We start from the raw sequence: 18692 nt of genomic DNA, 5'->3' as shown, positions 1-18692 counted from the left end.
GACACTTAATCATAAAGACCTGCCGCTACCCTGGCCTCGACGCACTCTCTGCACACGGGGCATTTCGATGAAGCACATCTCGATCGTCGGCAAGTTCATGGCCATCATGGCGCTGTTTGGTATCTTCGCCATCGCCATTGCGGGTTACAGCAGTTCACGCATCTATGAGATCAACGGGTCCTATGGCGATCTTCTGCACAAGGAGAGTACGGCATCACTTTCGGTGGCGCGTGCCAACCGGTCGATCCAGATGGCTCGGGCGGCGATAGGTGATCTTTTGATGTCGCGCACGCCGGAAGGCAATGCGGCCGCGACCGCGGAACTGCAGCATGCGCAGGCGGGATTTGCCGAGCGGATGGACGCGGCGATCGGCATTCTTTCTGATAACCGGGATCTGCATGCGCTGAAGGCTGCCGGCCTTTCGATCCTTCAGCAATCCTGCGCACCGGCAATCAGGCTCGGCGAGGTCGCAAAGACAGAGGGCGAGATACAGGCATCGCAGGAGGCTTTCCTGACCGGCTGCCAGCCGCAGTTCGCCGCATTTGCCGAAACGTCGACGAAAATCACCGATACGATCATCAATGGCGTATCGGGCAAGGCCGAAACTCTCGGCAGTGCTGCCAATACCACAGCATTGACTACGCTTGGCGGCGTCCTTCTCGGTCTTGTCGTCGTGCTGTCGGTCGGGTTCTTTGCCATTCGCAGCTGGCTGGTGCGGCCGATCAAGCAGTTGCAGGCAACGATGGTCAACTTGGCCAACGGCAATCTTTCGGTGACGATCGACGGCGTCGATCGCCGCGACGAGGTGGGCCAGATGGCTGGTGCGGTGCAGGTATTCAAGGATAACGGCCTGCGCGCCCGCGAAATGGAACAGCAGGCGCAAGACAACCGCAGCGCCCAGGATGCGGAGCGCCAGCGCAACGCTGAAGCCGACCGGGTGCGGGCAGCAAACATGGCGCAGGCGACGGAAGGGCTGGCAGAGGGGCTGAAGCAGCTTTCCAGCGGTAATCTGGCAGTCACGCTTAACCGGCCGTTCAGCCCGGATTTCGAAGGCCTTCGATCGGATTTCAATTCCGCCGTGGCGCAGTTGCGTGACACGATGCAGGCTGTTTCAGACGCCACCGGCGCGATCGACAGCGGTTCGCGCGAACTTTCACAGAGCGCCGCCGATCTTTCCCGCAGAACAGAACAGCAAGCCGCCTCGCTGGAGGAAACCGCAGCTGCACTCGACGAGATCACCTCGAATGTCGCCAATTCCTCTAACCGCACGGAAGAGGCGCGCGGAATGGCCGTGGAAGCCAATCAATCGGCGCTGCAATCGGGTGAGGTGGTCGCGAAGGCGGTCAATGCTATGCAGAAGATCGAACAGTCGTCGGAACAGATTTCCAGCATTATCGGGGTGATCGACGAGATCGCCTTCCAGACCAATCTTCTGGCGCTGAATGCGGGTGTGGAGGCCGCGCGCGCAGGTGAAGCGGGCAAGGGATTTGCCGTGGTCGCCCAGGAAGTGCGCGAACTCGCCCAGCGCTCGGCCCAGGCGGCAAAGGAGATCAAGGAGCTGATCCGCAACTCGGCCGATGAGGTCAGAAGCGGCGTTTCGCTGGTTAGCGCCACCGGTATTGCGCTTGCCGGCATCCGCGATCATGTCTCGGCGATCAATAGCCAGCTGGATGCGATTGCCACATCATCGAAGGAACAGTCGGTCGGCATGTCGCAGGTGAATGTCGCGGTCAACCAGATGGACCAGGTCACGCAGCAGAATGCCGCCATGGTGGAAGAGGCAAACAGCGCCAGCGTGGCGCTTGCCGGTGAAGCGGAGCGGCTGCGTGTGCTGGTGTCCCGTTTCGATCTCGGTGCGGGTGCTCCGATCGCAACAGCCCCGGCTGTGCGCGCCGTCTCACCGACAGCGCTCGCCCGTCAGGTTCACCCCTCGCCCGCACGGTCGCTGGCCGGAAAACTGGCAGCAGGACTGGGGCTCGCGCCCAGCGCTGCAGGGGATAATTGGCAGGAGTTCTGAAGCTATCGCGTTCCTTCGGTCGCAAGCTTCAATCCAAGTGCGGCAAAGGATGCGGCGAAGGCGCGGCGCATCCAGCTCATCGCGGTTTCACTCTGCAGCAGATATTGCCGCCCGGTCGCGGCAATCACGGCATAACCGATAAACACGATGAAGGTCATCGCGGTGAAGCCGAGACCAAGTTCGATCAACAGCCCAACCGGGCTTCCAGCGGGTACGAATTGCGGGATGAAGGCGACGAAGAACAATGGCAGTTTCGGGTTCAGTATATTCAGCAGAATGCCGCTACGGATGAGCTGCAGCGGGGATTTCGGTTCCGTTGGGCGCACCGACAGCCCGCCTCGCCCTTTCAAAACCGCCCAGGCCATCCAGAGCAGATAAGCGACGCCAGCGAATTTGATCGCCTGGAACAGAACCGCGCTCGTGTGGAGAATAGCGGCAAGACCGGCCATGGCGACGACCAGATGAATGACCGTCGCAATCGTGCAGCCGATCGCAGCCCAGAAACCCGCCTTCAATCCGCCGCCAAGTGTCGATGACAGCGTGTAAACGACACCGATGCCAGGCGAGAGGCATATTATGAACGCCGTCACCAGATATTCGAAGGTCATCCCTCACTCCCTCCCATGATCGCAATGCGAAGACAGGGCGCAAGGATGGAGCAGGAAAGCGAATCTATCAAGCTGTGTGCTCGCCACGTAGTCTTTCGTCCCGCAAATGCAATGGCGCGGCAATCGGACGGGGAAGCTTTGTCTCATTGATCCCAGTAAAATCAGGATAATGGCGTGAATTTCGCACCCCTTCATCCCCGCAGCGAGTGGCGGTCACATAATCATGTCGCTTTCGCCACCGGAGTGTTTCGCGAGACGTTCGTGGGCAGGTGGAAGCTGGCACAGGCTTGCCGCAGTCGTCGCTGCGGCAACTGACGCATGTCCGAGAGCCGCCCCTTCCTCATGAAAGAAGGAAAAATTGAGGGAAACAGGCAGGACATGATCCGATATGCCAAGGCCGCGCAATTGCAAAGCCACAAAAACCCACATCCCGTTCCCGCATTTGCGCGGCCTCTCCTCATTCAAGACAGCGCCGGAATGCGTTTTTATCGTTCACTTTTAAAGAACAATTCGTCTACTTTCGTTCATCTTTCGTATCGGCGATGAACGTGGCACATAGGTTCCAGAGAATTCAACGGCTGGCCCGAGACACCGGAGCACAGCGTCTATCTGGAGACTTCCATGTCTAGCTCGCAAAACACCATCGTCCTGATCGCCCGTATCCTTCTGTCCTTCATCTTCATCTATTCCGGCTTCGGCAAGCTGACCGACCCGGCCGGCACGGCCGGCATGATCACCGGTGCCGGCCTGCCTGCTGCAACGGCTCTTGCCTACCTTGCCGGCCTGTTCGAATTCGTCACCGGTCTTGCCGTCCTCGTCGGCTTCCAGACGAAAATTGTCGGCTGGGCGCTTGCTCTCTTCTGCATCTTCACCGGCGCCGTCTTCCACTCGGGCACTGTGGCCGTTCCCGGCTGGCCTGACGCCGCTCTCGGCTGGATCAATGCCCTTAACGGCATCATGCTGATGAAGAATTTCACTCTGGCCGGCGCATACATCCTGCTCGCAACCTTCGGACCGGGTGCATATTCGATCGACGCCCGCCGCGGTTCCGTCGCAATTGCCGCCTAACAATTATCAAATCCCTGCCAAGACATTCCCGCCGGACCAACATCCGGCGGTTTTTTTATTGTCTGGATAAAGGACTATTCTAGCGGCGGATATTCCTGGCGAGCCAGACGGTCGCGCCACCGCAGGCGGGATCCTGCGAAATCTGGGCGACCACCTTGAAACCGTTCTTCTGCAACAGTGCCTCATATTCGGCCTTTGACAGGCTGGCATGGTAAAGCGGCTCGCCGCCGAACTCGCCCATCGCCTCACCTTCGAAATGACCGCTGGTAAACATCAGCGCAGCACCCGGCCCGGCCAGCGCGCCGAAGCGCGGAAACATCGCCCGCTGGTCATCGGCATTCAGATGGAAGAAGCTGTGCCAGGCAAGAATGCCGGAAAACTTGGTCGGTATGTAAAACTTCCGCATGTCGTCTTCATACCAGGCCATGCCCGGAAACCGCTCGCGCGCCAGCCCGATCAGCGTTTTCGACGTATCGACGCCGGTGACATGAAAACCTCTGCTGATCAGATGAGCCGCAATCGGCTCGGCCGCCCCGCAACCGAGATCCAGCACATGGCCGCGCTGCGGGATAAGCCCGCTAAAATGATCGAGCCAGGGCCGCTCGAACAGATTGCGGCCGCGCACCTTGTCGAAGGCAAGCGCGTGCCGCTCATAAAGCCCGATAATGTTGGCGTCCGCGCCCGACATACTGGTCACACGGCCTTGCGGACCGCCTCCACGATCGCCGCGATGCGGGCGTCGCCCTCGTGCTCGGCGTTGCGGGCGCGAACGAGGCAGGCTTGCGACTTCAGGATAACGCCATCCGACAGGATCTTCAGGTGGTTGGCTTTCAGCGTCGAGCCGGTCGAGGTAATGTCGACGATGATATCCGCCTGTCCTGCCGCCGGAGCCCCTTCGGTCGCACCAAGGCTTTCGACGATGCGGTAAAGCTGAATGCCGTGGCTTCCGGAAAAATGCTGCTGCGTCAGCCGCCAGTATTTGGTGGCGATCTGCAAACGTCGACCGTGGCGCGAGCGAAAATCGGCGGCGACATCGCCAAGGTCCGCCATAGTGTCCACATCGAGCCAGATTTCAGGCACGGCGACGACGACATCCGCATGGCCGAAGCCGAGGCGGGCTGCGATCTCGACCTTGCGATCGGCATCCGCCAGCCCTTCGCGGATCAGGTCTTCACCCGTGACGCCGAAATCGACTGTTCCGGCACCGATCTCGCGGGCGATCTCGGAGGCCGAGAGGAAAGCGATCTCGATATCGTCGTGGCCGTCGATCTTGCCGCGATAGGAGCGTTCATTGCCGACAGCAACGATCGGCAGGCCGGCGCGCTCGAAGATCGCAGACGCATCTTCCTTCATGCGGCCCTTGGAGGGGAGAGCGATGGTAATGGTAGACATCAGCGCGCCCTCGCCTGTTCGATCCGGTCGAGCCAGAGCGAAAAGCCCACGGCCGGAATATCTTCGTTCGCACCGAGAAGGGTCATCAGTCTGTCGAAACGACCACCGCCGGCCAGAACCGCGTTGTCGCGGCTGACTTCGAAGACGAGCCCGGTGTAATAATCGAGCGGACGGCCGAAGGCTGCGCGATAGGTCACCTTGCTCAGATCAACGCCGAGATCGGCAAGCGCCTCGGCGCGGGCCTCGAACGTCACCAGCGCGGCACCCATGGCAAGCCCCGCCGCATCGGCAAAACCGGCCAGTGCTGCGGGAGCTTCGGACAACGGCATTTCCAGCGACAGGAATTCGCTCAGGAGAAGAAGGGCCGAGCCATCCAGCCTTGTTTCGGCCAGCGACTGCTTTTCCTTCAGCCGGGCCGCGATCTCGCGCGGCGAACGGCTGGCATTGGTGGAATAACCCGTCTCTTCCATGGTCCGGTCGATATGGGCAATCAGCGCCGCCTCGTCCTGGCTCAGAAGCGCGGCAAGCTCTGGCGACAGGCCTGTTTCAGCCTGCGGGCTCGCCAGCGTCATCAGCAGGTGCCGCAGATGGGCATTGTTGCCGAACGACTGGATCAGCCGCTTCTGCCAACCGCCGGGAAGCCCGAGCGCACGAACGACCGCCTCGAACACGGCCTGGTCGCCCAGCGTCACGTTCAGCCGCCGGCCGGGAATGAGGTTGTGCAGGATCTGCATCGCATCGTTGACGGCGCGCGCATCTGCATGTGCCGTCGCGGTCTCACCCAGATCTTCGATGCCCGCCTGATAGAACTCGTTATCGCCCTCACGGCGCTGGCGGAACACTTCGCCAAGATAACAGTAACGCCGCGGCGTGCCGGTGGCGTTTTCGATATGGCGCAGGCAGACGGGAATGGTGAATTCCGGCCGAAGGCACAGGCTTTCGCCCGTCTCGCTTTCGGTGAGGAAAATCCGTCGACGCAGGTCTTCGCCCGCCATGTCGAGAAACGGCGCTGCCGGCTGGATGACCGGCGTATCGATGCGGGCCGTGCCGCGGGCGGCGAATTCATCAAGCAGGGTGCCTGAAAATTCGGGCATGTTGATCAGAGGCATGGGAGAGCTCCCGAAACACAGGAAACGCGATCAAACATCCTTCGCCCGCCTGCGATCTTCGGCCTGAGCCGCGAGAATATCCTTCACCTTGGCAACAAGATCGGCTTCCGACACAGTTTCCTGAGCCACACGCGCCTCGCGCCACGAAGCGTTGTCCTCGATCTCACCAGACAGGCGCTTGCCCTCGATCAGGTCCTTCAACTGTACGACGCCTTCCGCGCGCTCGTCGCCGCCCTGGATGATGGCGATCGGGCAACCTCTGCGGTCGGCATATTTCAGCTGGTTGCCGAACTTCTTCCAGTTGCCCTGATACATTTCGGCGCGGATGCCTTCGGAGCGAAGAGCCTGCGTGAAACGCTGGTAACGGCCCATGCTTTCCACATCGCCATCCATGACGGTGACGAGGACGGGAGCCAGGGCCTCGTCCTGCCCCAGCTTGCCGAGGTTCTTCAGCGCCGTCATCAGCCGCGATACGCCGATGGAGAAGCCCGTTGCCGGAACCGGCTGACCCATGAAGCGCGAGACGAGACCATCATAACGCCCGCCACCGCCGACCGAACCGAAAACGACCTTTTCGCCCTTTTCGTTGGTGACGTCGAAAGTGAGTTCGGCTTCGAAGACGGGGCCGGTGTAATATTCGAGGCCACGCACGACGGAAGGATCGATCTTGATGCGGTCTGGGCCGTAACCGGCACCGGTCGCAAGCGCACCGATCGTGTTCAGTTCGTCGACGCCTTCGCTGCCATTGGCAGTACCGGCAACAAGCTCGGCAAGCTGAGCAGCGCTTTGCGCATAATCCTTGATGCCGACGAAAAACAGAACCTTTTCGATCTGTTCGGCATTCAGTCCCGCGCCCTTGGTGAAGTCACCGCTCTCGTCCTTGCGGCCTTCGCCGAGCAGCAGCTTCACGCCTTCCGGGCCGAACTTGTCGAGCTTGTCGATGGCGCGCAGAACGTTCAGGCGCTGGCCGGCCTTGTCGTCGCCGCCGAGGCCGATGGCTTCCATGACGCCATCGAGAACCTTGCGGTTGTTGACGCGGATCACATAGTCGCCGCGCTTAATGCCGAGCGCTTCCATCGTGTCGGCCATCATCATGCACATTTCGGCATCGGCCTGTACGCCCGGTGCGCCGACCGTATCGGCATCGAACTGCATGAACTGGCGGAAACGGCCCGGACCGGGCTTTTCGTTGCGGAACACATAACCGGCGCGATAGGTGCGCAACGGCAGCTGGATCTCGTTGAAATTCTCCGCCACGTGACGGGCAAGCGGCGCCGTCAGGTCATAACGCAGCGACATCCACTGCTCGTCATCGTCCTGCAGCGAAAACACACCTTCGTTGGGGCGGTCACTGTCCGGCAGGAATTTTCCCAGCGCATCGGTATATTCGAACAGCGGCGTCTCGACGGGATCGAAACCGTAGCGTTCATAGACCTCGCGGATTTTCGCCGTCATCTCGTTGGTCGCATGGATATCGGCAGCCGAGCGGTCGACAAAACCGCGCGGCAGGCGGGCCTTGAGTTTCTGGGGCTTCTTCTGCTTGTCGCTCATGATCGATATCCATTGCTTTGTGGCCTTCTGGAAAGGCCGAAAATACGAGCGGTTTCTTAGAGGATCATGCCTTGAGCGGCAAGGGCGGCGGCTGGCGAAGTGTCAAGCCGGATGGTATATATCCGCTACCAAAGGGAACATCGCCATGAACAAGCGCGTTGCCATTGAAATCCCGGAAGCCATGTATCGTCTTCTCGGTCGATACGCCGATCTCCATGGCTTCGATACGGATGCCTATGCTGCCCAAGTCCTTCACAAACATCTTGAAGACCTGCATGACATTGCAATCGTCGAGGCGCACCTTGAAGAAGTTCGAAACGGCAATTCACGCACGTACACGATGGAGGAGCTTGAAAAGGAGCTCGGCCTAGACGATTGAAAGAGTATCGCCGGGAAATCTATCGCTAATTCATGATCCTCGAAGCCATCCAATATGCCGCGACCGCTCTGGTCACTCCGCGCGAATTCCGCCCCTTCGTCCGTTCCTCCCTCGGCCTCTGGGGCCGGGCGGGACGATGCGCGAATGACTGGGCGGCGCATGAAGAGAATTGCCATGCCTTCATCCGCGAGACGATCGCGCCGATGAAAGAGCGGCGTACCGCCGTGGTGCTCGGCTCCGGCCTGCTGCGCGATGTGCCGATCGCCGAACTGTCGAAGAGCTTCGATACGGTCGTGCTGATCGATCTCGTGCATCTTGCCAGCGTCAGGACATGGATCAGGGCGAAGCGGCTTGCCAATGTCCGGCTGATCTCGCGGGATCTGTCCGGCCTGCCGGATGCAGTGTCCGGCAAGGTGCCGGAGCCGCTGGCGTTCCTGCGGCAGGTGCCCTATCTCGATCTCGTCATCTCGGCCAATATCGTCTCGCAGATCGGCGTCGGCTGTCGCCGGGTGCTGGAGCGATCCGGCCATGAAAATCCGGATGCAGTCATCTCGCAACTCATCCGCGCCCATCTCGACGGACTTGAGCAACTGCCCTGCAGGACGGCGCTGCTGACGGATGTGGCTTATGAGGTGACCGATCGCGAAGGCGCGATCCTGGAGGAAGACGATCTTCTCTGCGGCGTTACAGCACCTGAGGCGAAACGGCGGTGGAACTGGCCGGTGGCGCCGTTCGGCGAGATTGGCCGCGACCGGCAGGCCATCCATCGGGTGATCGCGGTCTGAACCGTCACCGAATCCGATCAGCGTGACGTGATGCCGGCCTCGCTTGATTTCCAACGCCCAAAGCTTAGAATCATTGCAATGAGACAGCTCGCCGCCATCATGATGTTTGCCGCATGGCTCCTTTACGGGGCGATGCCGGCTATGGCGGTGATGCCCATGGCTGGCGCGACTGATGCCAGAACTTCAATGCCGCAGCACACCATCTCCGCTCATTCGGGGCACGGCAATGTTGCGCGATCCGATGCCATGCATGGCGAGATACAGCAGCCTTGCCCGCACAAGAGCGAAGACGGCAAGAAGATTTGCGTCGCACCTTTCTGCTCCGCCTGCCTAATGATGCCGCCGCACATCACATTTGCCGATAGCGGCCGTTTCATCCACCGTTACCCCGCACCGGAAACCGGCCTGTCGCTGACCGTTTCAGGCCCTGCGCCGCTGACGCCTCCTCCCCGAGCCTGATCGTTTTCGTCATATCATCGATAACGAATTTCAGGACACGGAAGGATACCTCATGTCCAAAACCACGATCATTGCCGCGGCTGCGATAACGCTCGCCTTTGCCACCACGTCCTTCTCCGGCGCATTTGCGCAGGAAATGAAGGGCCACGACATGAAAGGCCATGCCGGCATGACGATGAATGCCGCGTCGGCCGACGACAGCGCCTCGACAAAAGCCTTCAAGGCCGCCAATGCAAAAATGCATCAGGGCATGGCGATCGAGTTTTCCGGCGATGCGGATGTCGATTTCGCCCGCGGAATGATCGCCCATCATCAGGGCGCGATCGACATGGCCAAGGTCGAACTCGAATACGGAAAGGACCCGACCCAGCGCAAGCTGGCGGAAGCAGTGATCAAGGCGCAGGAGGCAGAAATAGCCGACATGCAGGCCTGGCTGAAACAGCACGGAAAATAACAGCTGAATGAGATGGCGCCGGGCAAGCTTGCCGCTTGCCCGGCGTCGATCTTCCTCCATATGATAGGGCCGGAGGCAGTGGACATGCGCCCGATTACCGCTATCGGCTTTGATGCCGACGATACGCTCTGGCAGAACGAACAATATTACCGGCTGACGGAAGAGCATTTTCAGACCCTGCTCGGCGATTTTGCCGAGGGGCCGGATATTTCGGCCAAGCTGCTCGAAGCCGAAAAGCGAAACCTCGAATATTACGGTTTTGGCATCAAGGGTTTCACCCTGTCTATGATCGAGACCGCCGTCGAGATCACCGAGGGCAAGGTGCCGACGCAGACGATCACCAAGATCCTCGAAATTGGTCGTGACCTTTTGCGCCATCCGGTGGAATGCATGCCGCATGTGGAAGAGACGCTTGAAGCGCTGAACGGCCATTATTTGCTGGTGCTGATCACCAAGGGCGACCTGTTCGACCAGGAGCGCAAGCTGGCGCAATCAGGCCTTGGCGACTACTTCGATGCCGTTGAGATTGTCTCGGACAAGAACGCCACCACCTATCGCCGCATCTTTCACAAGGTTGCCGAAGGTCCGGAACGGGCGATGATGGTCGGCAATTCATTGAAATCCGACATCGTGCCGGCAATTGCCGCCGGCGCTTACGGCGTCTTCATTCCCCATGCACTGACCTGGGTTCTTGAACACGTCGACGCACCGACCGATGCTCCGCGCTTTCGCCAGATCGACCATCTGGGCGAGCTGCACGGCGTGCTGAACGGCATCACCTCGGCCTCGGATTAAGGCTCAGGGTCGCTTGAACTTCAGCCGCATCTCGTCAACCTCGCTCTGGCAGAAGCAGCCGTCGATATGATCGTTGACCATGCCCATGGCCTGCATGAAGGCATAGATCGTCGTCGGGCCGACAAAGCTCCAGCCGCGTTTCTTGAGGTTCTTGGAAAGCGCCACGGAAACCGGCGTGGTCGGATTGGCGCGCAGCGTTTCGAGATCGCGCGTAGCCGGGCGCTGGTCGGCACCGGGTTCGAAACTCCAGAAGAATTTGGCGAGCGAGCCGAATTCCTGCTGCAGCTCGATCGCGCGGCGGGCATTGTTGATGGTAGAGACGATCTTGCCGCGATGGCGGATGATACCGGCATCCGCCACCAGCCGCTCGATATCGGCCTCACCGAATTCCGCCACCTTGTGAAAGTCGAAACCGGCAAAGCCCGCGCGAAAATTCTCGCGCTTGCGCAGGATCGTCAGCCAGGAAAGGCCGGACTGAAACCCTTCGAGGCAGATCTTTTCGAACAGACGGATATCGTCGGTGACCGGGCGGCCCCATTCCTCGTCGTGGTAACGGCGGTAATCCTCCAGCCCGCCATGCCAGAAGCAGCGTCCCCTGCCATCCTCGCCGGTTATGATGCCCGCCATTTCCTTCTCCCAGACCATACTATCCGCTCTAATTCTTTCTACGCAATTCCAATCGTTAACGGCAGTATCGCCGGTTTCAGTTTCAGGCAACCATGTCTCGAAACCGGCGGGTAACCTTGCCGGAAGCTATATCGGATTTGACGCATGAAACGCGCCACCCGTTTACCATTCGCTTTGAGCTTGCGTTCACCATCTGCCTCAAATGGCGGGCAATTTAAGTGGCGCATCGTACTTTCCGAAAATCGATTTCGATTTTCAGGTCGATGCGCGGCCGCCTTTCGGTGATTGTAACGAGTGGATCCGACATGAAGGCGAAACTTCTTCTCGCGCTGGGCCTTGCTGCCCTGTTTTCCAGTTCCGCAATGGCGGATGATCGTTATCGCGAACGCCCGCCGATCGTGGTCAGCCCGGATCTTGCCGCTCCATGGCTGATGCAACTCGGTGCGCAGCCGCAGGCGCGCCAGAGACAGGTTCAGCAGCAGCGATCGATGAAGCCGCAGGCCGTGGTGACCGGCCAGCGTAATTATTACCCGGCAGCACCAAGCCGTGCCGGTGTCGCGCGGCAGGCGGAAGTTCAGCAACCGGCCCGCACGCCCGTCGTGCGCCGTGGCATCTTCGGTGACAACAGTCAGGTGCAGCAGGTGGCCGTGCGTCCCAACCGGGCGATCCGAAGCCAGATCGAGCCACAATTCCTGCCGCAGATGGTGGCTTACGACACCAAGGAAAAGCCGGGCACGATCGTTATCGATACCAATAACCGCTTCCTCTATCTCGTCATGGAAGGCGGCCAGGCCAAGCGTTACGGCGTTGGTGTCGGCAAACCGGGCTTCGAATGGGCTGGTGAACACAAGGTGACCCGCAAGGCGGAATGGCCGAGCTGGGTGCCGCCGCAGGAGATGATCGCCCGCGAGGCCGCCAAGGGCCACTACCTGCCTGCGCGTATGGATGGCGGACCGGAAAACCCGCTCGGTGCGCGCGCCATGTATCTCGGCTCGACGCTCTACCGCATCCATGGCACCAACGCGCCCTGGACCATCGGCAGCGCCGTCTCGTCCGGTTGCATCCGCATGCGCAACGAGGATGTAACCGATCTTTACGGACTGGTAGAGATCGGAACCAGGGTCATCGTGATCTAGGTTTTCCGCGCCTTCGACATGTATTCATGTGGCCGGATCGACACGATCCGGCCGTTTTATTATCCACAGGCTGCTCATATTCTCGCCTCTTTGACTTGCCCTACAGGCCAAGCCGGGACATTTTGCCTCGGCTTGAAGATCAGATCTGTATGAGGGGTAAGGATGAAATCGCCTAAATTGCTGCTGGCCGTAGCCGGCATGATATTTGCGGCCATCGCCACCATGGCACCGGTCGAGACCGCCAGCGCTCAATCTCAAACGACCGCCAGCGATGTCGCGCCAAAGGTTCGCAACAAGGAAGTGCCGGCGAAATTCCAGCGCCGCAGCGTTCGCTTCACCACCAATGAAGCACCGGGTACGATCATCGTCGATACCAACAACAAGTTCCTCTATTACGTCGAAGGCAAGAACCGCGCGACGCGTTACGGCATCGGTGTCGGCCGCGAAGGTTTCGGCTGGTCCGGCGAAGTCTCGATCGGCCGCAAGGCCGAATGGCCGACCTGGACCCCGCCGGCTGAAATGCGCGCCCGCGAAGCCCGCCGCGGCATCAAGCTGCCGGCGGTTCAGCCCGGCGGTCCGGACAATCCGCTGGGCGCCCGCGCCATGTATCTCTACAAAGGGGGCCGAGACACGATCTTCCGCATCCACGGCACCAACCAGCCCTGGTCCATCGGCCTCAACCTGTCTTCCGGCTGCATCCGCATGATGAACAAGGATGTCGAGCATCTTTATGCCCGCGCTCCGGTCGGCTCCAAGGTCGTCGTGATCGGACCCGGATCAAAGCCCGGCGACGTTGCCTTCAAGGATCGTGGCATCGACATTTTCCGCACGATTTTCGGCGGATAACAGAATTCTCCGGAGTTGACCTGGGAAGGCCACCTAAACGGTGGCCTTTTCCTTTAAAGCCGACAGTTTCCCCGGCTTCTCGCCACCATAAGCCCAATCCAGCAATTCCACTGTGTGGACGATCGGAATGGCCGTGCCTGAGCCGATCTGGGTCATGCAGCCGATATTGCCGGTGGCGATGACATCCGGTTTCGTCGCCTCGATATTGCGAACCTTGCGGGCTTTCAACTCGGCAGAAATATCCGGCTGCAGGATGTTGTAAGTGCCGGCGGAGCCGCAACAGAGATGCCCTTCCGCCGGATCGCGCACGGTGAAGCCGGCATTTTTCAGCAGCAGTTTCGGTGCCATGGTGATTTTCTGGCCGTGCTGCATGGAACAGGCGGAATGATAGGTGACGTTGATACGTCTCTGTTCCTGTCGAGGCAGATCGAGCGTTGAGAGATATTCGGTTATGTCGCTGGCCAGCGCCGATACCCTTGCCGCCTTTTCGGCATAGGCCGGATCGAGCCGCAGCATGTGGCCGTAATCCTTGATGGTCGTGCCGCAACCGGATGCGGTGATGATGATCGCATCGAGGCCCTTGTTGTCGATCTCGCGTGTCCAGACATCGACGTTGTGGCGGGCAAAATCGAGCGCCTCTTCCTCACGCCCCATGTGATGAACAAGCGCGCCGCAACACCCCTCGCCTTCAGGCAAAATGACCTCGATACCAAAGCGGGCGAGAAGCCGGATTGTTGCTGAATTGATGCCCGGATCGAGCACGGATTGCGCGCAGCCCGAGAGGATAGCCACCCGCCCCCGCCTTATGCCGCGAATGGGCTGGGCGCCGTGCATGACCGTTTCCTGCCGCACCGGTGCAGATTGCGGCGCGAGATCGAGCATGGCGGCGAGCGGCTTCAGCGCCTTGACCTGCTTCAACAACGGCGCGAAAGGGCGGCCGAATCTTGCCAGCGTCAGCGCCGTGCGGAAGCGTGACGGATAGGGCAGAACGGCGGCGAGCAGGCTGCGGATCAACCGGTCGATCAGCCGGCGCCTGTAGGTGTTTTCGATATGGACGCGGGCGTGGTCGACCAGATGCATGTAGTCGACGCCGGAGGGACAGGTGGAAACGCAGGAGAGGCAGGAGAGGCACCGGTCGATATGGGTGACGACTTCCTCATCTGCAGCGCGACCGTTTTCCAGCATGTCCTTGATCAGGTAGATGCGGCCGCGCGGGCTGTCGAGTTCGTTGCCCAAAGTCACATAGGTCGGACAGGTGGCGGTGCAGAAACCGCAATGGACGCAGCGACGAAGAATTTTTTCGGATTCGGCGACGTGCGGGTCTTCGAGCTGTTCGGGGGTGAAGGAGGTTTGCATCAGAAGGTTCCTCGGATCGTCGAGGTCGCCAGCCCCCCTCTGCCCTGCCGGGCATCTCCCCCACACGGGGGGAGATCACAAGCGGCGCGACCTTCGCGCATGTTTTTTAGGATGCCAACTCCGCCAATTCTGAACGCGCAATCACCCCTCATCCGGCTGCCGCCACCTTCTCTCCGTTGAAACGGGGAGAAGGGATATGCCGCGACCGCTCGCTCAGCCACTGAGGTCGAGCGGGGCACGTCCCCTCTCCCCGCAGGCGGGGAGAGGGTTAGGGTGAGGGGCACGCCACGAGCAAAATGCCATCTGCTAAAGTTCATTCTCATCACCCCATCTTCCCCACGCTAAAAATCCCCGCCGGATCGAGCTTTTCCTTCACCCGCGCAGACAACGCCGCAACGGCATCCGGCAGCGGTTCGAAGGTCGGGATATCGGCGCGTGCTGCTTCCGTGGCCCGGATCAGGGTTGCGTGGCCGCCGCCCAACGCGCGGATATAGCGGCGGAGAAGCTCAGCTTCGGGATCGGCCTCCATTCGCATCCAGACCAGTCCTCCCTGCCAGTCGTAAAAGGCATCGATGCCGGCCTCCAGACGCAGCGCCGAGACCAGATGATAACCGGCGCTCGGGGCGACCGAGACCCGCCAGAGCGGTTTTTCCGTGCCATCGGCATAAGGGACAACGTTGCGGATCTCGCGCCAGAGCGTGAGGCTCCGTTCCATACCGAGCGTCGCAACCGGTCCGAAGGCTTCCATGACGGCGGCAAGTTTTTGCACTCGCACCTCCACCGAGGGGCCGAGCCCTTCAAGCCGCAACGCAGTCGCCTCACCTTCCGGCAGGTGATTGCCGATGAAGCGAGAACGGACGCTTGCCGGCAGGTGTGCGGCACCGGAGATTTCCACCGGCAAGGCCATGGCCGCAGCCATCGCTTTTGCCGCCATCTCGTCGTCAAGGCCGGAGATGACGACGGTTTCCACCGCTGGCGGAACCGGTAGCACGCGAAAAGTGACTTCGGTGACGAAACCGAGCGTGCCCTGCGAGCCGGCCAGCAACTTCGTGAGGTCGAGACCGGTAACGTTCTTCATCACCCTGCCGCCGGCGCGGATGATCTCACCGCGGCCGTTGACGAAGCGGAGACCGAGAAGGCTGTCGCGCGCAGCCCCTGCGGTGAGACGGCGGGGGCCGGAAACGTTGGCTGCAAAAACGCCGCCGATGGTCGGCTCGCGAGAATGAGCTCCATGGGTGCCGAGAATGCCGCGATGATCCATGGGCTCGAAAGCCATCATCTGGCGGTTGGCAGCAAGGGCTGCCTCGACCTCGGAAACCGGCGTGCCGGACCTGACCGTCATCACCATTTCGGCGGGGTCGTAATCGACGATGCCGGTGAGACCTCGGGAGCTGATCTGTTCGGCTGGCTGGTTCGCCCTGGCAAAACCACGGGTGTTGTTGCCGCAGATCTCCAGCGGCTTTCTCTCGGCTGCCGCATTGCGAATGATGTAGGCGGCATCGGCTTCGGTGTTGGGGATCAGCATGCGGGGGATGCTCCCCGCTGGTGTCGAGAGTGTGAATACCCCCCTCTGCCCTGCCGGCTTTCCTGGGTCGAGCCACGTGTCTCGCCCCGCTCTCCGAGCCCCCCACAAGGAGGGAGATCAGCCAGGCGCACCCCTTTGCCCCAATCAATGTTGGATATGTATCGAGACGATAAGACGGGTAGAGAGAGGAACGAGGAGCATGCCTCTCGTGATCTCCCCCCTTGTGGGGGAGATGCCCGGCAGGGCAGAGGGGGGTGATGGGGGAACGAGACGGAACTGGAAAGCATAGGCTTCATCCCCTCCCTTCCAGCGGAAACACCTTTGACGGATTGAGGATCCAGTCCTCGTCAAACGCGGCGCGCACCGCCATCTGCTGCGCAAGCTCGGCCGGCGTATATTGATGCCGCATCAGGTCGCGTTTTTCGATGCCGACGCCGTGTTCGCCGGTGAGGCAGCCGCCGGCATCGACGCAGAGTTTGAGGATCTCGTTGCCCGCCTCTTCCGCCTTCATCGCCTCTTCCGGGTCATTGGCGTTGAACAAGATCAGCGGGTGCATGTTGCCGTCGCCGGCGTGGAACACATTGGCGACGCGAAGGCCGAAGCGATCGACGATTTCCGACGTCTTTTTCAGCACATAAGAGAGCTTGCCGAGCGGCACCGTGCCATCCATGCAGATGTAGTCGGCGATGCGGCCGGTGGCGCCGAAGGCGGATTTGCGGCCTTTCCAGATCAGCGCGGCCTCGGTCGCCGACTGGCATTCGCGCACGGTCATGACCTGATGGCGACGGGCGATCTCGACGATGTTTTCCAGCGTGGCATCCATTTCCGCTTCCGAGCCTTCGACCTCGACGATCAGGAGTGCGCCGACATCGAGCGGGTAACCAGCCTTGGCAAAAGCCTCGCAGATCTCGATCGCCGGCTTGTCCATGAATTCGATGGCGACCGGGATTATGCCGGCGGCGATGATATCGGCCACGCAGGCGCCGGCTTCCTCGGATGTCGAGAACCCGAACAGGACCGGGCGGGCGCCTTCCGGCTTGGCGATCAGGCGAACCGTCGCCTCGGTGACGATGCCGAGCTGGCCTTCCGAGCCGCAGACGAGGCCCAAGAGATCATAGCCTGCCGCATCCAGATGCTTGCCGCCCAACTCGATCACCTGGCCATCGACCAGGACCAGTTTCACGCCAAGAAGATTGTTGGTGGTGACGCCGTATTTCAGACAGTGCGCGCCGCCGGAATTCATGCCGATATTGCCGCCGATGGTGCAGGCAAGCTGGGAGCTGGGATCGGGTGCGTAAAAGAAACCGTCCACCGCCACGGCTTCGGAAATATTCAGGTTGGTGACGCCGGCCTGGACCGTCGCGGTGCGGTTGGCATAGTCGATCTCGATGATGCGGGACATGCGCGACAGGCCGAGCACGACCGCATCCTCCTGCGGGATGGCGCCGCCCGAAAGCGAGGTACCGGCGCCGCGCGGCACGACGGGGATACCGTAGCGATGACAGTATTTCATCACCGCCGCCACCTGCGAGGTGGTACGCGGCAGAACGACCGCAAGCGGCACGCGACGATAGCTGATGAAGGCATCGGTTTCGAAGGGAACCAGTTCGCGCGCCTCATGGATGACGCAATCGGCCGGCAGAAGGCCGCGCAGATCATCGATGATAGTTGCCCTGCGAGACAGGACATCCTGCCTCGGCGGCAAAAACTGGATTGGCTGCGGCATGCATTCCTCCCTCGCATGTCTCAATCGCAACCTATTTCATGACGCCGGGATGCTTCAACTTATTCTTGACGAATGTCGCCTCGATGCGTTCGCCATGCGCATTTCGGCAACATTTCGAGGAAAGTTGAACAGGTGTGCAATAAGCTGTTGACGTCTCAGTTTATCGACCCCCTTATATTTAGCTGAGTAAGGGTTTTTAACGGGTGATTCACGATCAAATTCGATCCCGACACCTCGTTAATCCTGGCGCAATCATTATATTAGTAAAATGAAACTCTCGGAGGTGTTTTCTAAATTGGGCCTGATGAACCGTATCGCCAGCAATCTTCGTCTCATGGTGCAGCGCCCCCCGCGCCAGCAATATGCTGCGATCTGCTATCGCGCCACAAAGCGCGGCGAATTCGAGGTTCTGGTTGCCACCAGTCGCGATACCGGCCGGTGGGTGATCCCCAAGGGTTGGCCGATGGAAAACAGACAAGCGCATCAGGTCGCCGAGCAGGAAGCCAGGGAAGAGGTCGGCGTCAAAGGCAAGGCCGAGAAAAAGCCTTTCGGCTTTTACCATTACCGCAAGGGTCTCGATAACGGCATCAAGGTGCCGGTGCGCGTGCAGGTTCATCTGCTCAAGGTCGAAGGCAGCTGCAAGGACTTCAAGGAAAAGGGCGTGCGGCAGATCGAGTGGGTTTCTCCCGAAGAAGCCTCCAACCGGGTGAACGAGCCGGAACTGAAAATCCTGATGCTGCAGTTTGCCGAAAGGATGCGCAAACCGGTTCAGGATGTCGCCGCGGTTGGCACTCTCGCCATGAAAGCCACGGGCTGAGCAGGCCCTGCGGCCCAACATCATAATCTCTTCAAAAGCGAG

General features: G+C 60.4%; 19 protein-coding genes. 10 read left to right on the top strand and 9 right to left on the bottom strand.

The features are described from left to right. The first annotated feature begins 67 nt into the window (after positions 1–67). Positions 68–2017, top strand: coding sequence for a methyl-accepting chemotaxis protein (locus MRBLMR1_RS16290; RefSeq protein WP_148147365.1), 1950 nt, complete (start codon positions 68–70; stop codon positions 2015–2017). Between the two features lie 2 nt (positions 2018–2019). Here MRBLMR1_RS16290 and MRBLMR1_RS16285 read toward each other — a convergent pair whose 3' ends face one another. Continuing rightward, positions 2020–2625, bottom strand: a complete 606-nt coding sequence (locus MRBLMR1_RS16285) for a LysE family translocator (RefSeq protein WP_148147366.1) — start codon at positions 2623–2625, stop codon at positions 2020–2022. A 621-nt stretch (positions 2626–3246) separates the two neighbouring features. On the opposite strand from MRBLMR1_RS16285, the gene MRBLMR1_RS16280 reads away from it, so the two are divergent. Then, the gene (locus tag MRBLMR1_RS16280) at positions 3247–3693 is read left to right on the top strand and encodes a DoxX family protein (RefSeq protein WP_148147367.1); all 447 of its coding nucleotides are present in this window, start codon (positions 3247–3249) and stop codon (positions 3691–3693) included. A gap of 79 nt (positions 3694–3772) precedes the next feature. Here MRBLMR1_RS16280 and MRBLMR1_RS16275 read toward each other — a convergent pair whose 3' ends face one another. The 4 genes from MRBLMR1_RS16275 to hisS are packed head-to-tail and all read right to left on the bottom strand — an operon-like array spanning position 3773 to position 7745. Continuing rightward, entirely contained in the window at positions 3773–4381 is a 609-nt protein-coding gene (locus MRBLMR1_RS16275) for a class I SAM-dependent methyltransferase (RefSeq protein WP_148147399.1), read from the bottom strand. A gap of 5 nt (positions 4382–4386) precedes the next feature. Beyond that, a complete protein-coding gene (gene hisG, locus MRBLMR1_RS16270; protein ID WP_148147368.1) occupies positions 4387–5085 on the bottom strand; it encodes an ATP phosphoribosyltransferase in 699 nt (232 codons plus the stop codon). Beyond that, positions 5085–6194: an ATP phosphoribosyltransferase regulatory subunit gene (locus MRBLMR1_RS16265; protein WP_148147369.1), complete on the bottom strand. Its 1110-nt coding sequence runs from the start codon at positions 6192–6194 to the stop codon at positions 5085–5087. The genes hisG and MRBLMR1_RS16265 overlap by 1 nt, the downstream gene beginning before the upstream one ends. A 30-nt stretch (positions 6195–6224) precedes the next feature. Further along, the gene (gene hisS, locus MRBLMR1_RS16260; RefSeq protein ID WP_148147370.1) at positions 6225–7745 is read right to left on the bottom strand and encodes a histidine--tRNA ligase; all 1521 of its coding nucleotides are present in this window, start codon (positions 7743–7745) and stop codon (positions 6225–6227) included. Positions 7746–7890: 145 nt separating this feature from the next. Here hisS and relB point away from each other — a divergent pair, with 145 nt between their 5' ends. The 5 genes from relB (at position 7891) to MRBLMR1_RS16235 (ending at position 10617) form a co-directional block, all read left to right on the top strand. After that, the gene (gene relB / locus MRBLMR1_RS16255) at positions 7891–8124 is read left to right on the top strand and encodes a type II toxin-antitoxin system RelB family antitoxin (protein ID WP_148147371.1); all 234 of its coding nucleotides are present in this window, start codon (positions 7891–7893) and stop codon (positions 8122–8124) included. 32 nt (positions 8125–8156) lie between these two features. Continuing rightward, positions 8157–8909: a hypothetical protein gene (locus tag MRBLMR1_RS16250; protein ID WP_148147372.1), complete on the top strand. Its 753-nt coding sequence runs from the start codon at positions 8157–8159 to the stop codon at positions 8907–8909. A 78-nt stretch (positions 8910–8987) separates the two neighbouring features. Further along, positions 8988–9368, top strand: a complete 381-nt coding sequence (locus MRBLMR1_RS16245) for a hypothetical protein (RefSeq protein ID WP_148147373.1) — start codon at positions 8988–8990, stop codon at positions 9366–9368. A gap of 52 nt (positions 9369–9420) precedes the next feature. After that, entirely contained in the window at positions 9421–9822 is a 402-nt protein-coding gene (gene copM / locus MRBLMR1_RS16240; protein WP_148147374.1) for a CopM family metallochaperone, read from the top strand. Between the two features lie 78 nt (positions 9823–9900). Continuing rightward, the gene (locus MRBLMR1_RS16235) at positions 9901–10617 is read left to right on the top strand and encodes an HAD family hydrolase (protein WP_148147400.1); all 717 of its coding nucleotides are present in this window, start codon (positions 9901–9903) and stop codon (positions 10615–10617) included. A 3-nt stretch (positions 10618–10620) separates the two neighbouring features. On the opposite strand, the gene MRBLMR1_RS16230 is transcribed toward MRBLMR1_RS16235, so the two are convergent. Beyond that, a complete protein-coding gene (locus MRBLMR1_RS16230) occupies positions 10621–11244 on the bottom strand; it encodes a DNA-3-methyladenine glycosylase I (protein WP_148147375.1) in 624 nt (207 codons plus the stop codon). 305 nt (positions 11245–11549) lie between these two features. On the opposite strand from MRBLMR1_RS16230, the gene MRBLMR1_RS16225 reads away from it, so the two are divergent. Then, positions 11550–12380, top strand: a complete 831-nt coding sequence (locus MRBLMR1_RS16225) for a L,D-transpeptidase (RefSeq protein ID WP_183684972.1) — start codon at positions 11550–11552, stop codon at positions 12378–12380. Positions 12381–12542: 162 nt separating this feature from the next. Beyond that, positions 12543–13226, top strand: a complete 684-nt coding sequence (locus MRBLMR1_RS16220; protein ID WP_183684971.1) for a L,D-transpeptidase — start codon at positions 12543–12545, stop codon at positions 13224–13226. 33 nt (positions 13227–13259) lie between these two features. Here the strand turns inward: MRBLMR1_RS16220 and glcF are convergent, their stop codons facing one another. The 3 genes from glcF to MRBLMR1_RS16205 form a co-directional block, all read right to left on the bottom strand. Then, positions 13260–14582, bottom strand: a complete 1323-nt coding sequence (glcF, locus tag MRBLMR1_RS16215; RefSeq protein ID WP_148147378.1) for a glycolate oxidase subunit GlcF — start codon at positions 14580–14582, stop codon at positions 13260–13262. A 322-nt stretch (positions 14583–14904) separates the two neighbouring features. After that, the gene (locus MRBLMR1_RS16210) at positions 14905–16107 is read right to left on the bottom strand and encodes an FAD-binding protein (protein ID WP_148147379.1); all 1203 of its coding nucleotides are present in this window, start codon (positions 16105–16107) and stop codon (positions 14905–14907) included. 292 nt (positions 16108–16399) lie between these two features. Then, positions 16400–17833 carry an FAD-linked oxidase C-terminal domain-containing protein gene (locus MRBLMR1_RS16205; protein WP_148147380.1) on the bottom strand — a complete coding sequence of 478 codons (1434 nt, stop codon included), beginning with the start codon at positions 17831–17833 and terminating at the stop codon, positions 16400–16402. 334 nt (positions 17834–18167) lie between these two features. Here MRBLMR1_RS16205 and MRBLMR1_RS16200 point away from each other — a divergent pair, with 334 nt between their 5' ends. Next, entirely contained in the window at positions 18168–18650 is a 483-nt protein-coding gene (locus MRBLMR1_RS16200) for an NUDIX hydrolase (protein ID WP_148147402.1), read from the top strand. Positions 18651–18692 lie beyond the last annotated feature (42 nt).

It is taken from the genome of Neorhizobium sp. LMR1-1-1.1 (assembly GCF_040675795.1).
GTDB classification, from domain to species: Bacteria; Pseudomonadota; Alphaproteobacteria; order Rhizobiales; family Rhizobiaceae; genus Neorhizobium; species Neorhizobium cellulosilyticum.
The sequence above is the reverse complement of the archived record's forward strand: the minus strand, read 5'-3'. Positions and strand labels throughout refer to the sequence as shown.